Source organism: Pseudomonas sp. AC070, from assembly GCF_979258635.1.
The window spans coordinates 4,937,958-4,963,980 of sequence record NZ_OZ409871.1 but is presented as its reverse complement, the minus strand read 5'-3'; the positions used below and the strand labels follow the sequence as shown (position 1 = coordinate 4,963,980).

Genomic DNA, 26,023 nt, shown 5'->3' with positions numbered 1-26,023 from the left:
CTGTTACTCGGCGATCAGAGCTGCTTTTGCCACACCTTCGGCTTGAAGAACAACGTCTCGCCCTTGGCCAAGCCGGTCAGGCTGTCGTGGTCTTTCACCACTTCGGCTTCGATCAATTCGTCCTGCCCGGACACTTTCAAGGTCACCCGCGTGGTCGCGCCCAGTGGGCGGATGTCGCGGACTTCGGCGGCGTGGTGGTCTTCGATTTCCTGGCGCGACAGCGAGATCTCGTGCGGACGGAACAGCACGTGGTTGTCGCCGTCTACGCGCAGGCGGTTGGAGTCGCCGAGGAAGTGGTAGACGAAGTCGCTGGCGGGGTTTTCGTACACTTCGCCCGGTGAGCCGATCTGCTCGATCACGCCCTTGTTCATCACCACAATACGGTCGGCCACTTCCATGGCTTCTTCCTGGTCGTGGGTCACGAATACCGAGGTCAGGTTGATGTCTTCGTGCAGGCGCGCCAGCCAGCGGCGCAGTTCTTTACGCACCTTGGCGTCCAGGGCGCCGAAGGGTTCGTCGAGCAGCAGCACTTTGGGTTCCACCGCCAGGGCGCGGGCCAGGGCGATACGCTGGCGCTGGCCGCCGGAGAGTTGCTCGGGGTAGCGGTCGGCCAGCCAGTCGAGCTGCACCATGTTGAGCAATTCGTGCACTTTTTCGGCGATGCGGGTTTCGCTCGGGCGCTCGCCCTTGGGCTTCATGCGCAGGCCGAAGGCCACGTTGTCGAACACGGTCATGTGGCGGAACAGCGCGTAATGCTGGAACACGAACCCGACGTTGCGATCACGCACGTCGTGGCCGGACACGTCTTCACCATGGAACACGATGCTGCCGTTATCCGGGGTTTCCAGGCCGGCAATAATGCGCAGCAAAGTGGTTTTGCCGCAGCCGGACGGGCCGAGCAGGGCCACCAGCTCGCCGCTCTGGATGTCCAGATTGATCGCGTCGAGCGCCTTGAAGGCGTTGAAGTTCTTACTGACGTTACGGACTTCGATACTCATGACTTATTCCTCGTCCGCTTTGGCTTTAAGACGGTTGATACGGGACTCGCTCCACTGCTTGAGCAGAAGGATGAACAGCGCCAGGATCAGCAACAAGCTGGCCACAGCAAAGGCAGCGACGTGGTTGTATTCGTTGTAGAGAATTTCAACGTGCAGCGGCAAGGTGTTGGTCACGCCGCGGATATGCCCGGATACCACCGACACCGCGCCAAACTCGCCCATGGCGCGCGCGGTACACAGCACCACGCCATAAATCAGGCCCCATTTGATGTTCGGCACGGTCACATGCCAGAACATCTGCCAGCCGTTGGCGCCGAGCAGGCGGGCGGCTTCTTCTTCCTGCGTGCCTTGTTCCTGCATCAACGGAATCAGCTCGCGGGCCACGAACGGCACGGTCACAAAGATGGTCGCCAGCACGATGCCCGGCAGGGCGAAGACAATTTGAATGTCGTGCTCTTGCAGCCACGGCCCGAGCAGGCCCTGGGCGCCAAACATCAGCACGTAGACCAGACCGGCAATCACCGGCGACACCGAGAACGGCAGGTCGATCAGCGTCACCAGAATGCTTTTGCCCTTGAATGAATACTTGCTCACGCACCAGGCGGCGCTGACACCGAAAACCACGTTCAGCGGCACCGAAATCAGCACGGCGAACAACGTGAGTTTCAGCGCCGACAAGGCGTCGGGTTCAAAGATGGCGGTGAAGAAGGCGCCCAGGCCATTCTTCAAACCCTGGGACACCACAATGAACAGTGGCAGCACCAGAAACAGTACAAAAACCAGCCAGCACAAGCCGATCAGTACACGGCGGGCATTGACGCTGCCCCGGCGTGCGGCATTGGCAGAAGCGGCCGCGCTTAACGTTGGTGTAGACATGGCGCGCTCCTCAAGGTTTTTCGATGCGGCGCTGCAGCAGGTTAATCAGCAGCAGCAGAATGAAAGACACCACCAGCATCAACACGCCAATGGAGGTGGCGCCGCGGTAGTCGTATTGGTCGAGCTTGACCATGATTAGCAACGGCAGAATCTCGGTTTTCATCGGCATGTTGCCGGCGATGAAAATCACCGAACCGTACTCGCCCACGCCACGGGCAAAAGCCAGCGCAAAGCCGGTTAGCCAGGCGGGCAGCAGGGCCGGCGCGAGAATGTAGCGGAACACCTGAAACGGCTTGGCGCCCAGGCAGGCGGCGGCTTCTTCGATTTCACGCGGGATATCGGCCAGCACCGGCTGCACCGTGCGCACCACGAACGGCAGCGTCACGAAGGTCAGCGCCAAGGTGATGCCCAGCGGCGAATAGGCGATTTTAAAACCCAGGTCGGCGGCGAACTGGCCGACCAGACCGGTTGGCGTGTACAGCGCGGTCAGCGCAATACCGGCAACGGCGGTGGGCAAGGCGAAAGGCAGGTCGATCATGGCATCGATCACCTTGCGCCCAGGAAAGGTGTAACGCACCAATACCCAGGCCAGCAGCGTGCCGATCACGCCGTTGATCAAGGCGGCGTACAGCGCGGTGCCAAAGCTCAGCTTGAGCGCGGCGATAACGCGGGGAGCGGTGATGATGGCCCAGAACTGGTCCCAGGTCAGGTGAGCGGCGTGGACAAACATGGCCGCCAGGGGAATCAGCACAATCAAACTGAGGTACACCAGCGTGTAGCCCAGGGTCAGCCCGAAGCCGGGTATGACGGGGGATATCTTGCGCGACATAAATGTCCTTTGTGAAAGCTACTGCGCTCGGTAATACGGCGTTGGCCGGGTGGGGGAACGGCTCATTGGCTACTGCCAACTCCGCCTTTCCCCCAACCGGCCGCCTTGTTTTACCTTCGCTCGCTACGCTTGCGTCTTCTCGAGGTGTTGCCCGCAAACGTTCGGATTAAAGAGCCGCTAACGATTACTGGGCTTGGTAGATCTGGTCGAACACGCCGCCATCGTTAAAGAATTTCGGTTGCGCAGTTTTCCAGCCGCCGAAGTCCTTGTCGATAGTGACCAGGTCCAGCTTGGGGAATTGATCGGCGTACTTGGCGGCTACTTTTTCATCGCGAGGACGGTAGAAGTTCTTCGCTGCAATCTCCTGGCCAGCCGGGCTGTACAGGTGGTTGAGGTACGCGGTGGCGATTTCAGTGGTGCCCTTTTTCTCGGCGTTCTTGTCGACCACAGCCACTGGCGGCTCGGCCAGAATCGACAGCGACGGCACCACGATGTCGAACTTGTCGGCACCGCCATCTTCTTTAAGCGCCAGGAAGGCTTCGTTTTCCCAGGCCAGCAATACGTCGCCCTGACCGTTGTTGACGAAGGTGATGGTTGAGCCGCGTGCGCCGGTGTCCAGAATCGGCACGTGTTTGAACAGCTGCTCGACGTAATCTTTGGCCTTGGCTTCGCTGCCACCGGCTTTCAGGCCATAGGCCCAGGCGGCGAGGAAGTTCCAGCGGGCGCCGCCGGAGGTTTTCGGGTTCGGGGTGATAACCGACACGTCTTTCTTGATCAGGTCGCCCCAATCTTTGATGCCTTTAGGGTTGCCCTTGCGCACCAGGAACACGATGGTCGAGGTGTACGGGGTGCTCGATTGCGGCAGGCGGGTTTGCCAGTTTTCCGGTAGGCCTTTGCCCAGTTTCGCCACTTCGTCGATGTCGCCGGCCAGGGCCAGAGTGACGACGTCAGCACGCAGACCATCGATCACCGCGCGGGCTTGTTTACCTGAACCGCCGTGAGACTGCTGGATGGTGACTTTGTCGTCGGCGTGGGATTGCTGCCAGAACTTGATGAACTCAGCGTTGTATTCCTGGTACAGCTCGCGGGTGGGGTCGTACGAAACGTTCAGCAGTTCGTAATCCTTGGCAACGGCGGTACCGGCGAACAGGGCGCTGGTCAAAGCAGCCAAAGCGAAACGGCGAATGGACATGGTGTAACTCCTAAGATTTCAAATTTTGTTCAAGTGTTATGGCTGAGTTTCTTATGAGGATTGCCGCATTCGCGGCTGGCAGCGCGGGCGCTGCCGGCGTGTTTCAAAAAAGCGAATCAGGGGATGTGGCTGGGTGTTCATCAAGGTGCCCTCCGGTCGTCCAGTAGGGGTGGATCAATCAGGCTTGTTTGCCAGCGGCCGGCGGCTGAAGGCGGAATTTTTCTTTGCGCTCGATCTGGACGACCTGGCCGTTGTGCACGGTGATTTCAACCGAGCCAAAACGCAGGCCCTGCAGGGCGGCGGAAATTTCGCGGAGGATGCCGGCTTCGTCCTGGCCCTCTACGCTACGAAGGGGTGCGCTCATCAATCTGCTCCTGGAAAAAATGCCCTGGGTTGAACGTGGCTAGTGGGCGTGGAGCGGATAGTAGAGAACGCCAGATATTCTTAAAAATACTATTTAAGAATTTTTATATAACCATTTTGAATTGTTCGCCCTACCCATCTCTATAGCGCGACGCGCTCGCGCGCAAAGCAGCAGACGAAATCGCGTAAACCCTCTGAAATAGAGGCTTACAGGCGAGCTGAGTTAGCGTTCTGGCCAGTATGCTGCCAGCATAGAATTTTCATTTATCGCATAAGCAAATAATTTCTTATTCCTTAACGCATATAAAACCGCTCCCTATACTGGCCGCCACACCGTCATTCGCAGGAGGCGTTTTCCATGCGCAGCGAACCGATCCGCTATTTGATTGTGCCGGGCTGGCAAGGCTCGGCCGACGAGCATTGGCAGAGCCACTGGCAACGCAGCCTGCCCAACAGTCACCGCGTGGAGCAGGCCGACTGGCTCAACCCCGACCGCGACGCCTGGGTGACCCAACTCAACCGCGCCATTGCCGCGCACAGCACGCCGGTAATTCTTATCGCCCACAGCCTGGGTTGCATCACCGTGGCGCATTGGGCTGCCAGCGCCCCGGTCGAACTGCTGCGCCGGGTGCGCGGCGCCTTGCTGGTGGCGCCAGCGGATGTGGAACGCCCGGCCTGCCCGGAACCGCTCAAAGGCTTCGCGCCGATTCCGCGCAAGTTGCTGCCGTTCCCCACGCAACTGGTGGGCTCGGACAACGACCAAGCCGCCAGCGCTGCGCGCGCCATTGAGCTGGCCCGCGACTGGGGCGCCGAAACGGCGATTCTCAGCGGCGTGGGACACATCAATGTGAAGTCGGGGCATCAGCGTTGGGAGCGCGGTTTTTCTTACCTGTACCGCCTGCAAAACCGCATCGAACAGCACGCCCGCCGCAGCGCCTGATCGCGTGCCATGTCCGTCTTTTTACTACCCAAGCCGCTGCGCGCCAGTCGGCTTGGTTTGGAGTTTGCGTTATGTCCCGCACCGCACAACCGGGCCAGCCGTTGCTGACCTTTCCCGACGCCGACAAAAGCCCGCTGAGCATTCGCGCCAAGGCGCTGGTGTTTATCGACGCCCGCTCGCGGCAGCTGCGCGAAGAAGTGGCGCAGGTGGCACCCAGCGGGCTGCCGGTTTTGATTCAAGGCGAGATGGGCACCGGTAAGGAATTGCTGGCGCGCCACATTCACCGCGAGAGCGACCGCGCCGGTTTGTTCGTGGCCTTGAGCTGCAGCAGCCTGAGCCAGAACCACGCCGAGGCCGAGCTGTTCGGTTATGCGGCTGGCGGTTACCCCGCGACTACAGGCGCGGCCAGCAGCCGGGCAGGGTGGTTTGGCTCGGCCAACGGCGGCACGTTGTACCTGGACGAAATCGGCGACCTGCCGCTGGCCCTGCAAGACAAATTGCTGGCCGCGCTGGAAAACCGCGAAGTCACCCGCGTTGGCGCGGGCCACGCCAGCCCGGTGGATGTGCGCCTGGTGGCCGCCACCAGCATCGACCTGGGCAAAGCGGTAGAGGCCGGCAAGTTTCACCCACGCCTTTTCCAATACCTGAACGAGGGTCGTCTGGCCTTGCCGCCCCTGCGCGAGCGCATCGGCGACATTTTGCCGATGGCCGAATATTTCCTCGGCATCTACAGCCAGCGTCTGGGCCTGACCATGCCCTTTATCAGCGCCGCCGCGCAGCAGGTGCTGGAATGGCACCACTGGCCGGGCAACACCCGTGAGCTGGAAAACGTTATCCACTTCGCCCTGTTGGTCAGCAGCGGCGAGGAAATTCTTCCCGAGCACCTGGAACTGGCCGGCGTGCACGCGCCGTTGTCGGCGATTGAACAGCAACTGCGCCAATGGCTCTCACGCGCCGGCAATGGCGGCGCCGTGCAGTTGCAAGCGCTGGTGCAGCGCGTGGTGCGCTAGCGTTTGCGCCACACGCTGGCTAGCCAAGGCTGTTGCTCGCGGGGCAGGCCGGCGGGGCGGTAGTAATGTTCCAGCTCGGTAAAACCAGCCGCAGTGAGGTGCTGCTGCCAGGCGCTGAGGTCGTGGTAACTGCCATAGCGCGGACCGTTCCAGCCCTCCTGATTCTCGCCCCGGGGGTTGGAGCTAAACAGCACACCGCCGGGCTTTAACGTGGCGTGTAGCTGGCGTAACACGCGCGGCAGTTCCTGATTAGGCACATGAAACAGCACCGCGTTGGCGAACACGCCGTCGAAGCGCTCGCTCGGTAGTTCGAGCGCCAGGAAGTTCTGTTGCCACACCTCGCAGCCGCTATCGGCGCGGGCCATCTCGGCGAAATTGGCCGAACCGTCGAGGCCGATGGCGACATGGCCCATATCGCGAAACACCTTCAAATCACGACCCGGCCCGCAGCCGAAATCGAGAATATGCAACGGCGCTGGCGCCTCGATGTGTCGCAGCAGGGCTGCAATGTTCTGGCTCACATCGTGGTCGCGCGTGCCTTCTCGAAAGCTTTCGGCGCTTTGGTTGTAGTGCTGCAGCGTGAGGGCGGAGATTTTCGCGAGTTGTTCAGGGGTTAGGGACATGGAGGCTCGACACGGGGGATTCGTTTGCAGGAATCGAGGCTAAAGCCTCTCCCACAGGAAACTGAACAGTGGGGGAGAGGCTTAGCCTCGATTTTTTGATTTAGCCGGCTTCTTTGGCGACGGCGCCGTTGGGCTTCACGCCAAATTTATTGCGGTACTCGCTCGGCGACAAATTGGTGACTTTCTTGAAGGCGCTGCGGAACGCGCCGGGGTCTTGGTAACCGACGGTCCAGGCAATGTGGTCGACGGTGCCGTTGGTGAACTCGAGCATTTCACGGGCTTTGCCCACCTTTACGTGTTGGCAATATTGCGTCGGCTTCAAGCCCGTGGCGGCGCGGAAACGGCGCAAGAACGTACGCGCTTCCAGGCCGGCGCATTCGGCCATCGCCGCGAGGCTGGCGTCCACTGCGCCGTTGGCCTGCAACCAGTGCTGCACCTTTAAAACCGCTGCATCGCCGTGGGCCAGAATCGGCGCGAAGTTGCTGCCGCATTCGCGCGCGCTGTCGCTGTGTTCCACCATCAAGTAGCGAGCCGTGCGGGTGGCGATGCTCGGCCCCAACAGCCGGTCGACCAGGCGCAAGCCGATTTCCGCCCAGGCCATGAGGCCGCCGGTGGTGATGATGTCGCCGTCATCAATGATTGGCTTGTCCACATCCACCTTGAGCGCCGGAAACTGGCTGGCCAGTTCTTCGCCGTGGGTCCAGTGGGTGGTGGCGTGGCGGCCGTCGAGCAAGCCGGTAATCGCCAGCAAAAACGCGCCCAGGCAGATGGAGCCAACAATGGCGCCTTGCGCGTGGCTACGCTTGATCCAGTCAGCCAGCGGTTGCGCGTCTTCAGCCGATGGCATGTCCGCTAGTGAAGGCGGAATAACTACCGCGCCGAGGCGGCTGGTGCTGCCGGGCAAACTGTCGTAAATGCGTTGCGGCGTGGGGTCCGTGGCGCTGCCGCTCCAATGGCTGATGCGCAGCGTGGGCAGTTGCGTGGCCTGTTGGTCGGCGGCGATGCGGTTGGCGACGGCGAACAGATCGGTGAGGCCGTGCACGGCGGCGGTTTGTGCGCCGGGGTACACCAACAAACCGATTTCAATCACCGCCTGATTTTCCTGCTTTGTCATTTTTCCCACCGCTATTGTCGTTCCGGCTAATTCTCGCCCCGCTTGCACAGGCGAATACTTCAGCCACGCAACACTACCCACCTGAACCGAGGAAAACACCATGTCCAAGCAAGCGCTGATCGTTGTCGATATCCAGAACGACTATTTCCCTGCCGGCAAGTGGCCGTTGGTAGGCGCCGAAGCGGCGGCCGACAAAGCCGCGCAGATCATTCAAGCGTTCCGCGACGCCGGCGATCTGGTGGTGCACATCCGCCACGAATTCCCCACCGCCGACGCGCCGTTTTTTGCACCCGGCTCCGAAGGCGCACAACTGCACCCGAAAGTGATCAACCGCGTCGGCGAACCGGTGATCGTCAAACACCACATCAACTCGTTCCGCGACACCGAATTGCGCGCCGTGCTGGACCAACATGGCATCGACAAACTGGTGATCGTCGGCAGCATGAGCCACATGTGCACCCACGGCATTACCCGCGCCGCCGTGGACTTCGGTTACGACACCACGGTGATTCACGACGCCTGCGCCACCCTTGATCTGGAATTCAACGGCTTAACCGTGCCGGCTGCCCAGGTGCATGCGGCCTTTATGGCGGCGCTGGCGTTTGGCTACGCGCCGGTGGTGTCTGCTGACGAGTTTTTGGCCGGCTAGGGGCTCTGGAACGGGCGTTCAAACTGAGTCGCCAGCGGGAACTAAGGTCACGAAGCGGCGAGTTTTTCGCGGTTTGGTTTCCTGAATGACCCGCACGGCGACCAAGTTTTGCGAAATGTGTCGAATATTCTTAAAAAGCATTAAAAACAAACTAATAAGTCTTTTTAGATTTATGGAATTTTTATTACTGTTGCGCCGTCGTCGCCGGGCCCCCCAGCGCGACCCGCACCGAGCAAGCTGAAAGTACTGGACTCCTTGCAGTGTCGGAAAACTAAAAAAGATCTGCACCTGGAGTAAGCACCATGACCAAATCCCCTCTGGCGTTGGCCGTCGTTCTCGGCGTCATCGCACAGCAAGCCGGCGCTGCCGGGTTTATTGAAGACAGCAAGGCGTCGTTGGGTCTGCGTAACTTTTACATTAACGCCGACAACCGCAACGTAGCTCGCAGCAACACGGCCGCCAGCACTCCGAATAAACAGGAAGAGTGGGGCCAGGCATTTATGCTGAACTACACCTCCGGCTTCACCCAAGGCACCGTCGGCGTCGGCGTCGATGCGCTGGGTCTGCTGGGTGTGCGTCTGGATTCGGGCAAGGGCACTCACTACAACCCGTCCAGCAATGCTTACGGCGGCATCGTTTTTCCAACCGACAGCAACGGTGAAGCGGTAAACGACTTCTCCAGCCTCGGGCTGACCGGCAAGATCAAAATTTCTAAAACCGAAGCACGCATCGGCACCTTGCAGCCGAAGCTGCCGGTCGTGACCTTCAACGACGGTCGTCTGTTGCCGCAAACCTTTGAGGGTGGCCAGATCACCTCCAACGAGATCGACAACCTGACCGTTATCGGCGGCAAGCTGGAACACGCCAAGGGTCGTACTTCGAGCAGCAGCGAAGGCCTTTCGATCGGTGGCGCCAACGGCGGCAGCAATGCCAAAAACGGCCACTACAGCAACGAGTTCTACTTCGCCGGCCTGGATTACAAGGTCAATAAAGACCTGCTTGCCCAGTACTACTACGGCACGCTGAACGAGTTCTATCAGCAGCACTTCCTCGGTCTGACCCACAACCTGGCGTTGCCGGTTGGCAGCCTGAAGTCTGATCTGCGTTACTTCTACAGCACCGCCGACGGCAAGAACGACAGCGTCTCCGGCCGTGCCGATGGTTACTACGCAACCGGTTACTACGGCACCACGCCTTCCAACGGCCGCCGCACCACCACTACGGGCGAAGTCGACAACCGCACCTGGAGCGGCCAGTTCACGTACACCCTGGACAGCCACGCGATCAGCGCCGGTTACCAGCAAGTGTCGGGCGACAGCAACTTCCCGTATCTGGACCAAGGTGACGGCGCTACCGCGTACCTGATCACCGACCGTCAAATCGGTAAATTCCTGCGCGCAGGTGAGCGCACCTGGTTGGCCGAGTACGCCTACGACTTCGCCAAAATCGGTGCACCTGGCCTGAAAGCCACCATCACCTACCTGAAAGGCGACAACATCGACTCCGCCACCGGCGACCAGTCTGAGTGGGAACGCGATTTCCGTCTGGATTACGCTGTTCAGGCCGGCACCTTCAAAGGTGTTGGTTTCTCCTGGCGTAACGCCGCACTGCGCAGCACTGTGGCTAACCAGAACGACCAGGACGAAAACCGCTTGATCGTGAGCTACACCTTGCCGCTTTTGTAATACAGCGCGCTACAAGGAAAGCCGGGCTGATGCCCGGCTTTTTTTCGTCCCTGATTCGTCGCACTTATAAACCTTAGCGGGAAGGAAGCTACATGCTTGAGGGACTGGGGGCGGTCTTAATTTCGCCGCCATGTCGTGAGAATTCGACGCCTCATTTTCTGACGGATGTCGAGCTCCGTGATGAATATTAGGGCCGCCTGCGTTCTCTCCTGATGTTCGTGCGGCCGAATCGAAGTTGAGAAAAAAGACGCGTGCGAAGCCGGGCAATAGGCCCGGCTTTTTTGTGTTCGTAGGCAACGGAGCCATGTTTTGGCGCGGTCGCTATCGATAAGCGAATCGCCAAGCTCCGTTGCGACCGTCCGACATGTGCGCGTTTATGTAGCCCTTATTTAGACGCTTGTAGGGTATTTCCCTACGCCGTTGTGAGGTGCGCCCGACCGCTTTCGCTGCGTTTCGCTCACACACTTCGGCTTCTCATATCTTCGCGCTATGGAAGTCGAAAACCGTGTATTCGTTCTCCCGAAAACTCTTATCGCTATACCTCGCGTGCAGTGTTGCGCTGTCACCGCTTATTCCTGCGGTTGCGCAGGTCTCCGCACCCGTGCCTGCGCAGCAGCAGAACCTGCCGGAGCTGGGTAGTGCTGCTGCAGCCATTCCCTCGAACGTTCCGTTAACGAATGCTTCGTACGATTGGCTGTACGCGGGTGAGGCGCGGACTGATTTCGGTCCAGCTGCGTCGCGCGGTCGAAGCCAAGGGCTTGAGGATGCGGTAAGCCGAGGCGTAGGGCTTATATCGGGCGCTGCAAGTGAAGCCAGCCGAAACTGGTTCGATAGCCATCACATCACTTCCGAGCTCGCTTTAAGAGCAGGTAACGGCGGAGTCCGCGGTGGGAGTCTTGATTTATTGATGCCCTTCTATAACGAGGGCAAAAATCTACTCTTCATACAGTCCGGCGTTCGCCGTGCTAATACTTACACCGAGGACTACCGCAATACCGTCAACTTGGGTCTCGGTTATCGCCGCAACGTCGAAGGGTGGCTGTTGGGCGGCAACAGCTTTTATGACAGGGATGTAACGGGTAAGAACGCCCGCCTCGGTGTGGGTGTCGAAGCATGGACGGACTTTCTCAAGTTAAGCGCCAACGCCTATCAGCCGCTTTCTGACTGGAAGGCATCCCCAGACCAAGCCGATTACCTAGAACGACCTGCCAAAGGGTGGGATCTTCGAGCGCAAGGGTACTTAGCCTCTTACCCTCAACTTGGTGCCAAGGTCGCGTTCGAACAGCTCTATGGCGACGAGGTCAGTTTGTTTGGTACAAACAACCGTCAGAAAGATCCGCGCGCCTTGAGTGTTGGTGTCACCTATAACCCGATTCCATTAATTGGCTTAAGCGTCGATCGCCGTGTTGGGCAACACGGAATGGCCGAAACGTCGGCAAATCTCGCACTGAACTATCGACTCGGCGACCCGCTGTCAAAACAGCTCTCTAGCAGTAATGTGATGGCCAGCCGCATGTTGGAAAACATGCGCTACGACCTGGTATCCCGTAATAACGAAATCGTGCTTGACCATAAAAAAGTGGGCGCTGAAATAAGCTTGCCCGCCGTCATTTCCGATACGGAATTCAAAGTTGTTCCTTTCGCGATTAAAGGCGCTGCGACCTTGAAATCCATTAGTTGGACAGGCACCGCGGCTAGCTTTGCTCTGCCTTATGATGGAAGCGGTCAAGGCACCGTTCAACTTCCCGCGTATGACAATACCGGCTTGAACGTCTACAGCTTGCAAGCTGTTGGAACCGATAAGTCGGGGCGGGCCGTTGTCTCCAATCCGATGCAAATAAGTGTCCAATCTGTAGGGTTTCTGCTGACCGCTCAACCGGTCGCTATTACTGCAACGGGAAAAGATTCCAGCACGATAAAACTCAAGATTCTTGGCGCCAGCAAGCAGCCACGTGCAGCCGGCGTTACGGTGAACTGGGTGACCTCCGCAGGTACGCTGTCGAGCAACAGCTCCACTACCGACGCAAACGGCGAAGCGTCCGTGACGCTAATGAGCAGCAAGGTCGCAGGCGTGACGACCGTCGAGGCAGCATACGGTGCGACGAAGCGCACGATTAACGTCGACTTCACTGCCGGCGCCGCGGCCACGATGACTGTCGTTGCTTCGCCCGTCTCGATTGTTGCCAACGGCACCAGCACCTCCACCATCAGCGCAACGGTGACAGATGCTAACGGCAACGCCGTAGGCACCGGTGTGAACGTGAACTGGAGCACGAGCGCCGGTACGTTGGGAGCTCAGTCCTCCACCACCGATGCGAGTGGGGTGGCGACAGTGACGTTAACCAGTGCCACCGTTACCGGTAGCGCCACTGTGACGGCAAGCAGCGGTTCGGCCAGCAAAAACGCAAGCGTGGATTTCGCCGCTGGCGCAGCCGCAAACCTGACCGTCAGTGCTTCGCCTAGTGCAATTGTCGCGGATGGGACAAGCACATCGTCTATCAGCGCAGCTGTGACAGATGCCAACGGAAACGCCGTAGGCGCCGGTGTGAGCGTTACCTGGGCCACTAGCGCTGGCATGTTGGCAAGCACCTCGTCCACCACCAATGCAAGCGGTGTAGCGACGGTTGAACTGACCAGCGCTACCACTTCCGGCAAAGCCACGGTGACTGCCACAACCGGTTCTGCGACTAACACTGCCGCCATCGATTTCACCGCTGGCGCTCCCGGAACCATGACCGTCACTGCTTCGCCTATCGCGATTGTTGCCGATGGCACGAGCACGTCCGCTATCACCGCAGCTGTCAAAGATGCCAACGCAAATGCCGTAGGTGCCGGAGTGAGCGTTACCTGGGGCACCAATGCTGGCAATCTATCGAGCGCATCGTCCACCACTGATGCAAGCGGTGTGGCCACGGTTACCCTCACTAGCGCTACCACTTCCGGCCTGGCCACTGTGAGTGCCGCAAGCGGTTCGGCGAGTAGTACCGCCGAAGTTAATTTCACTGCCGGTGCAGCCGCCGCAATGGATGTCACTGCGTCGCCTAGTTCGATTGAGGCGAACGGCACCAGCAAGTCGACCGTCAGCGCCACGGTTATAGACGTCAACGGCAACTCGGTAGCAGGCAAAAGTGTGAGCTGGAGCACCAGTGCCGGTGCGTTGGCCAACACTTCTTCCACCACCAATGCAAGCGGTGTAGCGACGGTTGAACTGACCAGCGCTACCACTTCCGGCCAAGCCACCGTGACAGCCACAAGCGGTGCGGCGAGTAATACCGCCGAGGTTGATTTCACTGCTGGTGCAGCTTCATCAATGAATGTCACTGCTTCGCCTGATTCCATTGAAGCGAATGGCACAAGCAAGTCGACCATCAGTGCCACGGTTACAGACGTTAACGGCAATCTGGTAGCAGGCAAAACTGTGAGCTGGAGCACCAGTGCCGGTGCGTTGGCCAACACTTCTTCTACTACCAATGCAAGCGGTGTGGCGACGGTTGAACTGACCAGCACCACCACTTCCGGCCAAGCCACTGTGACGGCCACAAGCGGTGCGGCGAGTAGTACCGCCGAGGTTGATTTCACCGCTGGTGCAGCAACCGCAATGGATGTCAGTGCTTCGCCTGATTCAATTGAAGCAAACGGCACGAGCAAGTCGACCATTAGCGCCACGGTTAAAGACGTTAACGGCAACTTGGTGGCAGGCCAAACCGTAAGCTGGAGCAGCAGTGCGGGGACCTTGGCCAACACTTCGTCCACCACTGATGCAAGCGGTGTGGCGACGGTTGAACTGACCAGTGCTACCACTTCCGGCCAAGCCACCGTCACAGCCACAAGCGGTTCGGCGAGTAATACCGCCGAAGTTAATTTCACCGCCGGTGCAGCAACCGCAATGGATGTCACCGCTTCGCCTGATTCCATTGAAGCGAACGGCACGAGCAAGTCGATCATTAGTGCCACGGTTAAAGACGTTAACGGCAACCTGGTAGCAGGTAAAACTGTGAGCTGGAGCAGCAGCGCCGGTACGTTGGCCAACACTTCGTCCACCACCAATGCAAGCGGTGTAGCGACGGTTGAGCTGACCAGCACTACCACTTCCGGCCAAGCCACTGTGACGGCCACAAGCGGTTCGGCGAGCAATACCGCCGAGGTTGATTTCACCGCTGGTGCAGCAACCGCAATGGATGTCAGTGCTTCGCCTGATTCAATTGAAGCAAACGGCACGAGCACCTCGACCATTAGCGCCACGGTTAAAGACGTTAACGGCAACGTGGTAGTAGGCAAAACTGTGAGCTGGAGCACCAGCGCCGGTACGTTGGCCAACACTTCGTCCACCACCAATGCAAGCGGTGTAGCGACGGTTGAACTGACCAGTGCTACCACTTCCGGCCAAGCCACCGTCACAGCCACAAGCGGTTCGGCGAGTAATACCGCCGAAGTTAATTTCACCGCCGGTGCAGCAACCGCAATGGATGTCACCGCTTCGCCTGATTCCATTGAAGCGAACGGCACCAGCACGTCGATTATTAGTGCCACGGTTAAAGACGTTAACGGCAACCTGGTAGCAGGTAAAACCGTCAACTGGACCGCTACTGCCGGTGCGTTGGGTGCGCAGTCATCTCCCACTGACGCATCGGGTGTTGCGACGGTAACCCTGACCAGCGCCACCCTCGCCGGTAGCGCCACAGTAACGGCCACCAGCGGTGCTGCCAGCAACACCGCGAGCGTTGATTTCACCGCCGGTGCGGCAGCAGCCGTGACGGTGGCTGCGTCGTCAGCTTCGATTGAAGCGAACGGCACCAGCACGTCGACCATTAGCGCCACGGTTAAAGACGCCAACGGCAACCTAGTAGTAGGCAAAGCCGTGGACTGGACCGCTACTGCCGGTGCGTTGGGTGCGCAGTCATCCACCACCAACGCATCGGGTGTTGCGACGGTAACCCTGACCAGCGCCACCCTCGCGGGTAGCGCGACGGTAACGGCCACCAGCGGTGCTGCCAGCAACACCGCGACCGTTGATTTCACCGCCGGTGCGGCAGCAACCATGACGGTTACGGCGTCGCCTGCTTCGATTGAAGCGAATGGCACCAGCACGTCGACAATCAGCGCAACGGTGACCGACGCCAACGGCAATTCCGTAGGCGCAGGTATCGCTGTGGGTTGGGCCACTACTGCCGGTGCGTTGGCTACGCAGTCGTCTACCACCAACGCATCGGGTGTTGCGACGGTAACCCTGACCAGCGCCACCCTCGCCGGTAGCGCCACAGTCACGGCCACCAGCGGTGCTGCCAGCGACACTGCGAGCGTTGATTTCACCGCCGGTGCTGCGGCAACCATGACGGTTACTGCGTCGCCAGCTTCGATTGAAGCGAACGGCACCAGCACGTCGACCATTAGCGCCACGGTTAAAGACGCCAACGGCAACCTGGTAGTAGGCAAAGCCGTGGACTGGACCGCTACTGCCGGTGCGTTGGGTGCGCAGTCATCTACCACCGACGCATCGGGTGTTGCGACGGTAACCCTGACCAGCGCCACCCTGGCCGGTAGTGCGACAGTCACGGCCACCAGCGGCGCTGCCAGCAACACTGCGAGCGTTGATTTCACCGCCGGTGCGGCAGCAACCATGACGGTTACTGCGTCGCCTGCTTCGATTGAAGCGAATGGCACCAGCACGTCGACCATTAGCGCCACGGTTAAAGACGTTAACGGCAACCTGGTAGCAGGTAAAACCGTGGACTGGACCGCTACCGCCGGTGCGTTGGCTGTGCAGTCATCCACCACCAACGCATCTGGTGTTGCGACGGTAGCCCTGACTAGCGCCACCCTCGCCGGTAGCGCCACAGTAACGGCCACCAGCGGTGCTGCCAGCAACAATGCGAGCGTTGATTTCACCGCCGGTGCGGCAGCAACCATGACGGTGACTGCGTCGTCAGCTTCGATTGAAGCAAACGGCACGAGCACGTCGACCATTAGCGCCACGGTTAAAGACGTTAACGGCAACCTGGTAGCAGGTAAAACCGTGGACTGGACCGCTACCGCCGGTGCGTTGGGTGCGCAGTCATCCACAACTGACGCATCTGGTGTTGCGACGGTAACCCTGACCAGCGCCACCCTCGCCGGTAGCGCCACAGTAACGGCCACCAGCGGTGCTGCCAGCAACACTGCGAGCGTTGATTTCACCGCCGGTGCGGCAGCAACCATGACGGTTACGGCGTCGCCAGCTTCGATTGAAGCGAATGGCACCAGCACGTCGACGATCAGCGCAACGGTGATCGACGCCAACGGCAACCTGGTAGTAGGCAAAGCCGTGGACTGGACCGCTACTGCCGGTGCGTTGGGTGCGCAGTCATCCACCACCGACGCATCGGGTGTTGCGACGGTAACCCTGACCAGCGCCACCCTCGCGGGTAGCGCGACGGTAACGGCCACCAGCGGTGCTGCCAGCAACACTGCGAGCGTTGATTTCACCGCCGGTGCGGCAGCAACCATGACGGTTACTGCGTCGCCTGCTTCGATTGAAGCGAATGGCACCAGCACGTCGACGATCAGCGCAACGGTGATCGACGCCAACGGCAATGCCGTAGGCGCAGGTATCGCTGTGGGTTGGGCCACTACTGCCGGTGCGTTGGCTACGCAGTCGTCTACCACCAACGCATCGGGTGTTGCGACGGTAACCCTGACCAGCGCCACCCTCGCCGGTAGTGCGACAGTAACGGCCACCAGCGGTGCTGCCAGCAACACCGCGAGCGTTGATTTCACCGCCGGTGCGGCAGCGACCATGACGGTTACGGCGTCGTCAGCTTCGATTGAAGCGAACGGCACCAGCACGTCGACGATCAGCGCAACGGTGATCGACGCCAACGGCAACCTGGTAGTAGGCAAAGCCGTGGACTGGACCGCTACTGCCGGTGCGTTGGGTGCGCAGTCATCCACCACCAACGCATCGGGTGTTGCGACGGTAACCCTGACCAGCGCCACCCTCGCCGGTAGCGCCACAGTAACGGCCACCAGCGGTGCTGCCAGCAACACCGCGAGCGTTGATTTCACCGCCGGTGCGGCAGCAACCATGACGGTTACTGCGTCGCCAGCTTCGATTGAAGCGAATGGCACCAGCACGTCGACGATCAGCGCAGCGGTGATCGACGCCAACGGCAATGCCGTAGGCGCAGGTATCGCTGTGGGTTGGGCCACTACTGCCGGTGCGTTGGCTGTGCAGTCGTCTACCACCAACGCATCGGGTGTTGCGACGGTAACCCTGACCAGCGCCACCCTCGCGGGTAGCGCCACAGTCACGGCCACCAGCGGTGCTGCCAGCAACACTGCGAGCGTTGATTTCACCGCCGGTGCGGCAGCAGCCATGACGGTTACGGCGTCGCCTGCTTCGATTGAAGCGAATGGCACCAGCACGTCGACGATCAGCGCAACGGTGATCGACGCCAACGGCAACCTGGTAGTAGGCAAAGCCGTGGACTGGACCGCTACTGCCGGTGCGTTGGGTGCGCAGTCATCTACCACCGACGCATCGGGTGTTGCGACGGTGACCCTGACCAGCGCCACCCTGGCCGGTAGTGCGACAGTCACGGCCACCAGCGGCGCTGCCAGCAACACTGCGAGCGTTGATTTCACCGCCGGTGCGGCAGCAACCATGACGGTTACTGCGTCGCCAGCTTCGATTGAAGCGAATGGCACCAGCACGTCGACGATCAGCGCAACGGTGACCGACGCCAACGGCAATGCTGTGGGTGCCGGTATCGCTGTAGGTTGGGCCACTACTGCCGGTGCGTTGGCTACGCAGTCGTCTACCACCAACGCATCGGGTGTTGCGACGGTAACCCTGACCAGCGCCACCCTCGCCGGTAGCGCCACAGTAACGGCCACCAGCGGTGCTGCCAGCAACACTGCGAGCGTTGATTTCACCGCCGGTGCGGCAGCAACCATGACGGTGACTGCGTCGCCTGCTTCGATTGAAGCGGACGGCGCAAGCACATCCACCCTCAGTGCCGAAGTGAAAGATGCCCACGGCAATCTGGTAGGCGCAGGTACAACCGTGACCTGGAGCACAACGGCGGGTGACTTGACGGCTTCGACCTCCGATACCGACTCAGACGGTGTGGCGACGGTTGTGCTGACCAGTTCGACTCGTACCAAGAAAGCGACCGTCAAGGCGACTGCCGGCACGGTAAGCGATTCGGTAGATGTGGACTTCGTTCCAGGGGCCCCAGCAACCGCTGATGTAACCAGCAGCGAGGAATCGATAGTGGCCGACGGCGTAAGCGAGTCGACGATCAGCGCAACGATTAAGGATGTAAATGGAAACCTGGTGGGCTCCGGTGTGACGGTAGCCTGGACGGCCAAGACGGGTACGCTGGTCAGCACATCGTCTACCACTGACGATGACGGCGTCGCCACCACGGTGATCAGAAGCCCCACGCGAATCGGTAGCGTCAGCGTGTTCGCTGTAGCGGACGCGGCCGTCGGGCGGGTTGTCGTGACCTTTATTCCAGGCGAGGCGGCAAAGGTTTTTTTCAACGTAAGCGCTAGTTCCATCGCTGCGGATGGAACTAGCAGCGTTACGTTAAACGCCACGGTAAGAGACGTTAATAACAATGTGTTGGACGCAGGCGTCACGGTTGATTGGCTTACCACGGCGGGAGACCTGTCTGCTCAGTCGTCTGTAACGGCTTCCAACGGGGCTGCTTCCGTCGAGCTAACAAGCTCCACGACGCCAGGCGTAGCCACCGTAACGGCGAGCGCAGGGACTGCCTCAAATACGTATCCGATAACGTTCAATAGCCCTGAAAAGACGGTGACATTGAGTGCCTCGCCGACCGCTATTGCCGCGAATGGCACCAGCACCTCGACCCTCACGGCTAGCGTTATGGATGCCAACGGCAACCCCAAGGTCAGTGCTTCGGTGAACTGGACCACCAGCGCCGGTGGTTTCCCAGGCGGCGTAATCCAGACCAGGTCCAACACCGATGCAAACGGCCTGGCAACCATGGTGCTTACCAGCTCTAAAGTGCTAGGGACAGCGCTGGTGAGAGCCGATAGCGCAGGCTCAAATTCGACGGTGAGCGTTGAGTTTATTCAGCCCTGAAGCCGTTCAGGTGTGCGAAAAAAGCCCGGCGCAATGCCGGGCTTTTTTTCGTCTTGCGGACGGCGCTTACTGCCCTCCATACACCTGATCAAACACCCCACCATCATTAAAGTGAGTCTTCTGAATCACCGGCCATTCGCCAAAGGTTTTCACCACTGGCAAAAACTCCACCTTCGGGAAACGATCCGAGAATTCGGCAAGAATCTTGGCGTTGCGTGGGCGCAGGTAGTTGTTGGCGGCGATGCGTTGCGCATCGTCGGACCACAGATAGTTCAGGTACGCCTCGGCTTCTTTGCGGGTGCCCTTTTTGTCGACCACTTTGTCGACCACGGTCACCGGCGGCTCGGCCTCGGCCGACACGCTTGGGTACACCACTTCGAAGCTGCCACGGCCGAATTCACGGGCGATCATTTCCGCTTCGTTTTCGAAGGTCACCAGCACGTCGCCGATGTTGTTTTGCATAAAGGTGGTGGTGGCTGCACGGCCGCCGGTGTCGAGCACAGGCGCTTGCTTGAACAGTTTGCCGACGAATTCGCGCGCGGCTTTTTCGTCGCCGCCTTGTTTGAGCACGTAGCCCCACGCGGACAGGTAGGTGTAGCGACCGTTGCCCGAGGTTTTCGGGTTCGGCACTACAACTTGCACGCCGTCTTTGAGCAAGTCTGGCCAATCTTTTAGCGCTTTCGGGTTGCCTTTGCGCACGATAAACACGGTGGCCGAGGTGAACGGCGCGCTGTTGTCGGGCAGGCGGGTGGCCCAGTTTTCAGGAATGAGGTTGCCGTTGTCATGCAGGGCGTTGATGTCGGTGGCCATGTTCATGGTGATGACGTCGGCTTGCAGACCATCAATCACTGCGCGCGCCTGCTTGCTCGAGCCGCCGTGGGACATCTGCAAGGTCAGCTCAGGATTGCCCTCGGCTTGCCAGTGTTTCTGGAAGGCAGCGTTGTAGTCCTTGTAGAAGTCGCGCATCACGTCGTAGGAAACGTTCAGCAATGTGGCGGCCTGTACGGTGGAAGCCACGGCCAGGCTGGCGGCGAGCAGGGAGGTTGTGAGCAATCGCTTCATTGAGTAAGTCCTGAGTCCTGAATCCATGGGCAAATGAGTTAATCGGCGGATGATAAAAGCATCCGTTTATTCTGATAAAGACTAATTGCTTCCTTGCTTATGCCGCGCGGTCGCGCCTGAGGTCGAATCGCATATTCCATAAACATATAAATAAATTGTTATTTATTCTTTTTAATTTGAACGCAGCCTGAGCATAGTGAGCCCCACGCATCGACTTGCACCAGGAGCTGCACCATGAGCCTCAGACTCGGCGACATCGCCCCCGACTTCGAACAAGACTCTAGCCAAGGCCGCATTCGTTTTCACGAGTGGTTGGGCAATAGCTGGGGCGTTTTGTTTTCGCACCCCGCGGATTTCACCCCGGTGTGCACCACCGAGCTGGGCTTTACCGCCAAGCTGAAAGACCAATTCGCCGAGCGCGGCGTGAAAGTGATTGCCCTGTCGGTAGACCCGGTCGACTCACACTTGAAGTGGATTGACGACATCAACGAAACCCAAAGCACCCTGGTGGGTTTCCCGATCATTGCCGACGCCGACCGCAAGGTTTCGGGCTTGTACGACCTGATTCACCCCAACGCCAACGACACCCTCACCGTGCGTTCGCTGTTCGTGATCGACCCGAACAAAAAGGTGCGCCTGACCATCACCTACCCCGCCAGCACGGGCCGCAATTTCAATGAAATTCTGCGCGTGATCGACTCGCTGCAACTCACCGACAACTACAAAGTCGCCACCCCGGCCAACTGGCAGGACGGTGATGAAGTGGTGATCGTGCCGTCGCTGCGTGACGAAGACGAAATCAAGCAGCGCTTCCCCAAAGGCTACCGCGCGGTGAAACCGTACCTGCGCCTGACCCCTCAACCCAATCGCTGATACCGAGCAGCCGTTACTACCTGAGCGCGCTTGAGCCTTGAGGCAGTGGCCTCCAGCAACAAGTCGGCAAGGCAAGGAGTAAGCAATGTTAGTGGTTTCGTTGAGCGGCAGTCCTAGCCAGAGATCCCGTAGTGGAATCTTGCTGGAGCGCTCGCAGCGTTGGCTGCAACAGCATGGCGTGGAAGTGGTGAGCTACCGCATTCAGGATTTCAACGCCGAAGAATTACTGCACGCCCGGTTCGACAGCCCGCAGATTCAAACCCTGCAAGCCCACGTGGCGGCGGCGGACGGTCTGTTGATTGCGACGCCGGTGTACAAGGCCTCGTTTTCCGGGGCGCTGAAAGTGATGCTCGACCTGCTGCCCGAGCGCGCGCTGGAGCACAAAGTGCTGCTGCCGTTCTCCACCGGCGGCAGCAAAGCGCACATGCTCGCGGTGGATTACGCCCTGCGCCCGGTGCTCACCGCATTGAAAGCGCAAGAAGTGCAGCACGGTGTGTTCGCCGACGACAGCCAGATCGCCTATGGCGAAAACGGCGCGCCCGCGCAGTTGGCGGCCAGCCTGGAACAGCGTTTGGACGAAGCACTGGAACAATTCCACAGCGCCCTGGCCCGCCGACCAAAACCCCTGGACCCGAACGTGTTGAACCAGCGGTTGCTCGCGGCGAACTGGAGTATTTGACGCTTTGACTCCCCTCTCCCGCTTGCGGGAGAGGGGCTGGGGGTGAGGGGCCGTTGAAATTTTCCCCTCACCCCAGCCCTCTCCCTCAGGGAGAGGGGGCATTAAAAAACCAAACATCATCAGCCTTACTCACCCGCCAACGGGCAAGCAGGCGACACCACTTAAACAGCAAAGGAGAGCGCCATGCGCCCAGTTACTTTGCGTCGGAGTCTGGTCGCCCTGTTTGTCGCGGCCACAGCTTTCGGCGCCATCAGCCAAGCACAAGCCGAAACCCTGCGAATCGGTTATCAGAAGTACGGCACCCTGGTGCTGCTCAAAGCCAAGGGCACCTTGGAGAAACGTCTGGCCGAGCAAGGCGTAGACGTTAAATGGACCGAGTTCCCCGGCGGCCCTCAGTTGCTGGAAGGCTTGAACGTCGGCTCGGTCGACTTCGGCGTTACCGGCGAAACACCGCCGGTATTTGCCCAAGCCGCTGGCGCCGACCTGACCTACGTCGCCTACGAGCCGCCCGCGCCGCTGAGCGAAGCGATCCTGGTGCCGAAGGATTCGCCGATCAAATCGGTGAAAGAACTCAAGGGCAAAAAAGTGGTGCTCAACAAGGGCTCCAACGTGCATTACCTGCTGGTGCGCGCGCTTGAAGATGCCGGCCTGAAATACAGCGATATCGACGTTGCCTTCCTGGCGCCCGCCGACGCCCGCGCCGCCTTCGAGCGCGGCAGTGTCGACGCCTGGGTTATCTGGGATCCCTTCCAGGCTGCCGCCGAAAACCAGTTGGGCGCACGCACCCTGCGTGACGGCAAAGGCCTGGTGGATAACCACCAGTTCTACCTGGCCACCAAACCCTATGCGCAGAAAAACCCGAAAGTAATCGCCGCCCTCATCGATGAAGTGCGCGCCGTGGGCGAAGACTCCAAAGCCGACCCGCAGGCCGTCACCGATCAGGTTGCGCCGCTGCTGGGCCTGTCGAAGGAAATCACCCTCACGGCGGTGAAACGCCAAGGCTACGGCGCCCATTTCATTACCCCGGAAGTGGTCACCGCGCAGCAGAAAATCGCCGACACCTTCTACCAACTCAAGCTGATTCCCAAACCCTTGAGCATCAAGGACGTGATCTGGACGCCGCCTGCCAGCGTGGCCACCGCGCAGTAAGTGCAGCGCCGATAACAAACCCCATTTGCAGCATCCCTCCCCGGTTGGGGAGGGCACTAAGGAGACAACTCCCATGAGCTTGAACATTTTCTGGTTTCTTCCCACCCACGGCGACGGTCATTACCTTGGCACCGCTGAGGGCGCTCGCGCGGTCGATCACGGCTACCTGCAACAGATTGCCCAGGCGGCTGACCGCCTCGGTTTCGGTGGCGTGCTGATCCCGACAGGGCGGTCCTGCGAAGACTCCTGGCTGGTGGCCGCTTCGTTGATTCCAGTAACCACCCAACTCAAATTTCTCGTTGCGCTGCGCCCCGGCATCATTTCGCCGACGGTTGCGGCGCGCCAGGCGGCCACGCTGGACCGGCTGTCCAACGGCCGCGCGCTGTTCAACCTGGTGACCGGCGGCGATCCCGACGAACTGGCCGGCGACGGTCTGTTTCTGAGCCACGAAGAACGCTACGAAGCCTCGGTTGAATTCACCCGCATCTGGCGCCGCGTGCTGGAAGGCGAAACCGTGGACTACGACGGCAAACACATCAGCGTGAAAGGCGCGAAGCTGCTCTACCCGCCGCTGCAACAACCGCGTCCGCCGCTGTATTTCGGCGGCTCTTCAGGCGCCGCCCAAGACCTCGCCGCCGAGCAGGTGGAAATGGTTCTGACCTGGGGCGAGCCGCCAGCCGCCGTCGCCGAGAAAATTGCCCAGGTGCGCGAGAAAGCCGCCAAGCATGGCCGCACCGTGCGCTTTGGTATTCGCTTGCACGTGATCGTGCGCGAAACCAACGAAGAAGCGTGGGCAGCGGCAGACCGGCTGATCTCCCATCTGGATGACGACACCATCAAACGCGCCCAAGCCTCGCTCGCGCGCTTCGACTCCGTGGGCCAGCAACGTATGGCTGCCCTGCACGGCGGCAACAAAGACAACCTCGAAGTCAGCCCCAACCTGTGGGCCGGCGTTGGCCTGGTGCGCGGCGGCGCCGGCACCGCGCTGGTCGGCGATGGCCCAACCGTGGCGGCGCGGGTGAAGGAATACGCCGACCTGGGTATCGACACGTTCATCTTCTCTGGCTACCCGCACCTGGAAGAGTCGTACCGCGTGGCCGAGTTGTTGTTCCCGCATTTGGATGTGGCGCGTCCACAACGCCCAGAAGGCGCCAGCTACGTCAGCCCGTTTGGCGAAATGATCGCCAACGATGTGCTGCCGAAATCGGCGAGCGACGCCAAGAGCTTCGCGAGCAAGCTCGCTCCTACGGGAGCTTGAAATGAAAGCCGGGCATAACATCCTTAACCGCCTTGCGCCGTTCGTGCTGCCGGTGGCGCTGTTGGCGATCTGGCAATTGGCGGTGGTCGCCGGTTGGCTGTCGACGCGCATTCTGCCGGCGCCGAGCGCGGTATTCGACGCGGCAGTGGCGCTGGTCAGCAGCGGCGATATCTGGCACCACCTGGCCATCAGCGGCTGGCGCGCCGGCATCGGCTTTCTGATAGGCGGCAGCATCGGCCTGACCTTGGGCTTTATCACCGGGCTGTCGAAGTGGGGTGAACGCTTCCTCGACAGCACGGTGCAGATGATTCGTAACGTGCCGCACCTGGCGCTCATTCCGCTGGTGATCCTGTGGTTCGGCATCGACGAGTCGGCAAAGATTTTTCTCGTCGCCCTCGGCACTGTGTTCCCCATTTACCTCAACACCTACCACGGCATTCGCAACGTCGACCCGGCGCTGGTGGAGATGGCGCGCAGCTACGGGTTGTCGGGCTTCGGTCTGTTCCGTCAGGTGATTCTGCCGGGCGCCTTGCCCTCGATTCTGGTCGGCGTGCGTTTTGCCCTGGGCTTTATGTGGCTGACGCTGATTGTGGCCGAGACCATTTCGGCCAGCTCCGGCATCGGTTACCTGGCCATGAACGCCCGTGAATTCCTGCAGACCGATGTGGTGGTAGTGGCGATTCTGCTCTACGCCTTGCTGGGCAAACTGGCTGACACCACGGCGCGCGGTCTGGAGCGTGTGTGGTTGCGCTGGCATCCGGCTTACCAAGTTAAAAAAGGCGGTGCCGCATGAACGCATTCAACGCAAATCACGTGGCCCCGCAGCACCTCAAAGGCGGCATTCCGCTGGCGGTGCGTGGGCTGCACAAAGCCTTTGGCGAGCGCGAGGTGTTGCATGACATCGAGCTGCTGATTCCGGCCGGGCAGTTCGTTGCCGTGGTTGGCCGTAGCGGCTGTGGCAAAAGCACCTTGCTGCGCCTGTTGGCGGGGCTCGACACGCCCACCAGCGGCGCCTTGCTCGCTGGTTCGGCGCCGCTCAGCGAAGCGCGCGAAGACACGCGCCTGATGTTCCAAGACTCGCGCCTGCTGCCGTGGAAGCGAGTCATCGACAACGTCGGCCTGGGCCTTGGCGGCGACTGGCGCCCCCGTGCGCTGGAAGCGTTGCAGGCCGTTGGGCTGGCAGAACGTGCCCACGAATGGCCGGCGGCATTGTCGGGCGGACAGAAGCAACGCGTTGCCCTGGCGCGCGCGCTGATTCACCAACCGCGTTTGCTGCTGCTCGACGAACCCCTGGGCGCCCTCGACGCGTTGACCCGCATTGAAATGCAGCAACTGATCGAAAGCCTCTGGCAGAAACACGGCTTCACCGTGCTGCTGGTGACCCACGACGTCAGCGAAGCGGTGGCGATTGCCGACCGCGTGATTCTGATTGAAGACGGCCACATCGGCCTGGACTTGCCCGTGCACCTGGCGCGTCCACGGCAACGGGGCTCGGCGCGCTTGGCCGCGCTGGAAGCCGAAGTGCTCAACCGTGTTCTCGAAATTCCACCGGGCCCACCACCACCAGAACCGGTATCACCTCTGCCCACGCAACTGCGCTGGGCCTTGTAACTCACTGACTCGAAGCAATTA

Annotated in this window: 19 protein-coding genes and 1 pseudogene; 12 read left to right on the top strand and 8 right to left on the bottom strand. The window is 60.2% G+C overall.

From position 1 onward, the window contains the following. Nucleotides 1–14: 14 nt before the first annotated feature. The 5 genes from ACZZ0Q_RS22350 to oscA form a co-directional block, all read right to left on the bottom strand. Nucleotides 15–998: a sulfate ABC transporter ATP-binding protein gene (locus ACZZ0Q_RS22350; protein WP_122492426.1), complete on the bottom strand. Its 984-nt coding sequence runs from the start codon at nt 996–998 to the stop codon at nt 15–17. A gap of 3 nt (nt 999–1,001) precedes the next feature. Next, a complete protein-coding gene (gene cysW / locus ACZZ0Q_RS22345; RefSeq protein ID WP_122492427.1) occupies nt 1,002–1,874 on the bottom strand; it encodes a sulfate ABC transporter permease subunit CysW in 873 nt (290 codons plus the stop codon). 10 nt (nt 1,875–1,884) lie between these two features. Beyond that, a complete protein-coding gene (gene cysT, locus ACZZ0Q_RS22340; protein WP_463540746.1) occupies nt 1,885–2,703 on the bottom strand; it encodes a sulfate ABC transporter permease subunit CysT in 819 nt (272 codons plus the stop codon). A 184-nt stretch (nt 2,704–2,887) separates the two neighbouring features. Next, on the bottom strand, nt 2,888–3,895 hold the full coding sequence (locus ACZZ0Q_RS22335) for a sulfate ABC transporter substrate-binding protein (RefSeq protein WP_463540747.1): 1,008 nt from the start codon (nt 3,893–3,895) through the stop codon (nt 2,888–2,890). Nucleotides 3,896–4,073: 178 nt separating this feature from the next. Beyond that, nucleotides 4,074–4,259 (bottom strand): sulfur starvation response protein OscA, encoded by a 186-nt coding sequence (gene oscA, locus ACZZ0Q_RS22330; RefSeq protein ID WP_108095379.1) that lies wholly within the window; start codon nt 4,257–4,259, stop codon nt 4,074–4,076. 357 nt (nt 4,260–4,616) lie between these two features. Between oscA and ACZZ0Q_RS22325 the strand changes: the two genes are divergently transcribed. Further along, nucleotides 4,617–5,198 (top strand): RBBP9/YdeN family alpha/beta hydrolase, encoded by a 582-nt coding sequence (locus ACZZ0Q_RS22325; protein ID WP_463540748.1) that lies wholly within the window; start codon nt 4,617–4,619, stop codon nt 5,196–5,198. Between the two features lie 71 nt (nt 5,199–5,269). Next, complete coding sequence (locus tag ACZZ0Q_RS22320) at nt 5,270–6,208, top strand: sigma 54-interacting transcriptional regulator (RefSeq protein ID WP_463540749.1); 939 nt, start codon at nt 5,270–5,272, stop codon at nt 6,206–6,208. Here ACZZ0Q_RS22320 and ACZZ0Q_RS22315 read toward each other — a convergent pair. After that, nucleotides 6,205–6,831: a class I SAM-dependent DNA methyltransferase gene (locus ACZZ0Q_RS22315; RefSeq protein WP_463540750.1), complete on the bottom strand. Its 627-nt coding sequence runs from the start codon at nt 6,829–6,831 to the stop codon at nt 6,205–6,207. The two genes, ACZZ0Q_RS22320 and ACZZ0Q_RS22315, sit on opposite strands and share 4 nt — an antisense overlap. Before the next feature lie 100 nt (nt 6,832–6,931). Beyond that, nucleotides 6,932–7,945 (bottom strand): GlxA family transcriptional regulator, encoded by a 1,014-nt coding sequence (locus ACZZ0Q_RS22310; RefSeq protein WP_463540751.1) that lies wholly within the window; start codon nt 7,943–7,945, stop codon nt 6,932–6,934. A gap of 100 nt (nt 7,946–8,045) precedes the next feature. Between ACZZ0Q_RS22310 and ACZZ0Q_RS22305 the strand changes: the two genes are divergently transcribed. The 4 genes and pseudogenes from ACZZ0Q_RS22305 to ACZZ0Q_RS22290 all read left to right on the top strand — a co-directional run bounded on the left by ACZZ0Q_RS22305 (nt 8,046) and on the right by ACZZ0Q_RS22290 (nt 19,370). Then, entirely contained in the window at nt 8,046–8,594 is a 549-nt protein-coding gene (locus ACZZ0Q_RS22305; RefSeq protein ID WP_463540752.1) for a cysteine hydrolase family protein, read from the top strand. Between the two features lie 302 nt (nt 8,595–8,896). Next, a complete protein-coding gene (locus ACZZ0Q_RS22300; RefSeq protein WP_463560940.1) occupies nt 8,897–10,279 on the top strand; it encodes an OprD family porin in 1,383 nt (460 codons plus the stop codon). 427 nt (nt 10,280–10,706) lie between these two features. Then, a pseudogene (locus tag ACZZ0Q_RS22295) lies at nt 10,707–14,669 on the top strand (Ig-like domain-containing protein); the annotation flags it as partial. A 72-nt stretch (nt 14,670–14,741) separates the two neighbouring features. Beyond that, complete coding sequence (locus tag ACZZ0Q_RS22290; RefSeq protein ID WP_463542273.1) at nt 14,742–19,370, top strand: beta strand repeat-containing protein; 4,629 nt, start codon at nt 14,742–14,744, stop codon at nt 19,368–19,370. Nucleotides 19,371–19,436: 66 nt separating this feature from the next. Here ACZZ0Q_RS22290 and ACZZ0Q_RS22285 read toward each other — a convergent pair whose 3' ends face one another. After that, nucleotides 19,437–20,432 (bottom strand): sulfate ABC transporter substrate-binding protein, encoded by a 996-nt coding sequence (locus ACZZ0Q_RS22285; RefSeq protein ID WP_463540753.1) that lies wholly within the window; start codon nt 20,430–20,432, stop codon nt 19,437–19,439. Nucleotides 20,433–20,666: 234 nt separating this feature from the next. Here ACZZ0Q_RS22285 and ACZZ0Q_RS22280 point away from each other — a divergent pair, with 234 nt between their 5' ends. The 6 genes from ACZZ0Q_RS22280 to ssuB all read left to right on the top strand — a co-directional run bounded on the left by ACZZ0Q_RS22280 (nt 20,667) and on the right by ssuB (nt 26,002). Continuing rightward, nucleotides 20,667–21,305, top strand: coding sequence for a peroxiredoxin (locus ACZZ0Q_RS22280; protein WP_463384446.1), 639 nt, complete (start codon nt 20,667–20,669; stop codon nt 21,303–21,305). Nucleotides 21,306–21,390: 85 nt separating this feature from the next. After that, nucleotides 21,391–21,984 carry an NADPH-dependent FMN reductase gene (ssuE, locus tag ACZZ0Q_RS22275; protein ID WP_463540754.1) on the top strand — a complete coding sequence of 198 codons (594 nt, stop codon included), beginning with the start codon at nt 21,391–21,393 and terminating at the stop codon, nt 21,982–21,984. A gap of 183 nt (nt 21,985–22,167) precedes the next feature. Beyond that, nucleotides 22,168–23,133: a sulfonate ABC transporter substrate-binding protein gene (locus ACZZ0Q_RS22270; protein WP_122497700.1), complete on the top strand. Its 966-nt coding sequence runs from the start codon at nt 22,168–22,170 to the stop codon at nt 23,131–23,133. Nucleotides 23,134–23,206: 73 nt separating this feature from the next. Continuing rightward, nucleotides 23,207–24,391: an FMNH2-dependent alkanesulfonate monooxygenase gene (gene ssuD / locus ACZZ0Q_RS22265; RefSeq protein ID WP_463384448.1), complete on the top strand. Its 1,185-nt coding sequence runs from the start codon at nt 23,207–23,209 to the stop codon at nt 24,389–24,391. Nucleotide 24,392: 1 nt separating this feature from the next. Then, nucleotides 24,393–25,184, top strand: a complete 792-nt coding sequence (gene ssuC, locus ACZZ0Q_RS22260) for an aliphatic sulfonate ABC transporter permease SsuC (RefSeq protein ID WP_122497696.1) — start codon at nt 24,393–24,395, stop codon at nt 25,182–25,184. Beyond that, nucleotides 25,181–26,002: an aliphatic sulfonates ABC transporter ATP-binding protein gene (gene ssuB / locus ACZZ0Q_RS22255; RefSeq protein ID WP_463384450.1), complete on the top strand. Its 822-nt coding sequence runs from the start codon at nt 25,181–25,183 to the stop codon at nt 26,000–26,002. The genes ssuC and ssuB overlap by 4 nt, the downstream gene beginning before the upstream one ends. The last annotated feature ends 21 nt before the right edge of the window (nt 26,003–26,023 follow it).

Bases quoted from the DNA above. Each gene is read 5' to 3' on its own strand.
- cysT (WP_463540746.1), bottom strand. From the start codon at position 2,703: ATGTCGCGCAAGATATCCCCCGTCATACCCGGCTTCGGGCTGACCCTG.
- ACZZ0Q_RS22280 (WP_463384446.1), top strand. From the start codon at position 20,667: ATGAGCCTCAGACTCGGCGACATCGCCCCCGACTTCGAACAAGACTCT.
- ACZZ0Q_RS22325 (WP_463540748.1), top strand. From the start codon at position 4,617: ATGCGCAGCGAACCGATCCGCTATTTGATTGTGCCGGGCTGGCAAGGC.
- cysW (WP_122492427.1), bottom strand. From the start codon at position 1,874: ATGTCTACACCAACGTTAAGCGCGGCCGCTTCTGCCAATGCCGCACGC.
- ACZZ0Q_RS22270 (WP_122497700.1), top strand. From the start codon at position 22,168: ATGCGCCCAGTTACTTTGCGTCGGAGTCTGGTCGCCCTGTTTGTCGCG.
- ssuB (WP_463384450.1), top strand. From the start codon at position 25,181: ATGAACGCATTCAACGCAAATCACGTGGCCCCGCAGCACCTCAAAGGC.
- oscA (WP_108095379.1), bottom strand. From the start codon at position 4,259: ATGAGCGCACCCCTTCGTAGCGTAGAGGGCCAGGACGAAGCCGGCATC.
- ACZZ0Q_RS22300 (WP_463560940.1), top strand. From the start codon at position 8,897: ATGACCAAATCCCCTCTGGCGTTGGCCGTCGTTCTCGGCGTCATCGCA.
- ACZZ0Q_RS22320 (WP_463540749.1), top strand. From the start codon at position 5,270: ATGTCCCGCACCGCACAACCGGGCCAGCCGTTGCTGACCTTTCCCGAC.
- ACZZ0Q_RS22305 (WP_463540752.1), top strand. From the start codon at position 8,046: ATGTCCAAGCAAGCGCTGATCGTTGTCGATATCCAGAACGACTATTTC.
- ACZZ0Q_RS22290 (WP_463542273.1), top strand. From the start codon at position 14,742: ATGGATGTCACCGCTTCGCCTGATTCCATTGAAGCGAACGGCACCAGC.
- ssuC (WP_122497696.1), top strand. From the start codon at position 24,393: ATGAAAGCCGGGCATAACATCCTTAACCGCCTTGCGCCGTTCGTGCTG.
- ACZZ0Q_RS22310 (WP_463540751.1), bottom strand. From the start codon at position 7,945: ATGACAAAGCAGGAAAATCAGGCGGTGATTGAAATCGGTTTGTTGGTG.
- ACZZ0Q_RS22315 (WP_463540750.1), bottom strand. From the start codon at position 6,831: ATGTCCCTAACCCCTGAACAACTCGCGAAAATCTCCGCCCTCACGCTG.
- ssuD (WP_463384448.1), top strand. From the start codon at position 23,207: ATGAGCTTGAACATTTTCTGGTTTCTTCCCACCCACGGCGACGGTCAT.
- ACZZ0Q_RS22350 (WP_122492426.1), bottom strand. From the start codon at position 998: ATGAGTATCGAAGTCCGTAACGTCAGTAAGAACTTCAACGCCTTCAAG.
- ACZZ0Q_RS22285 (WP_463540753.1), bottom strand. From the start codon at position 20,432: ATGAAGCGATTGCTCACAACCTCCCTGCTCGCCGCCAGCCTGGCCGTG.
- ssuE (WP_463540754.1), top strand. From the start codon at position 21,391: ATGTTAGTGGTTTCGTTGAGCGGCAGTCCTAGCCAGAGATCCCGTAGT.
- ACZZ0Q_RS22335 (WP_463540747.1), bottom strand. From the start codon at position 3,895: ATGTCCATTCGCCGTTTCGCTTTGGCTGCTTTGACCAGCGCCCTGTTC.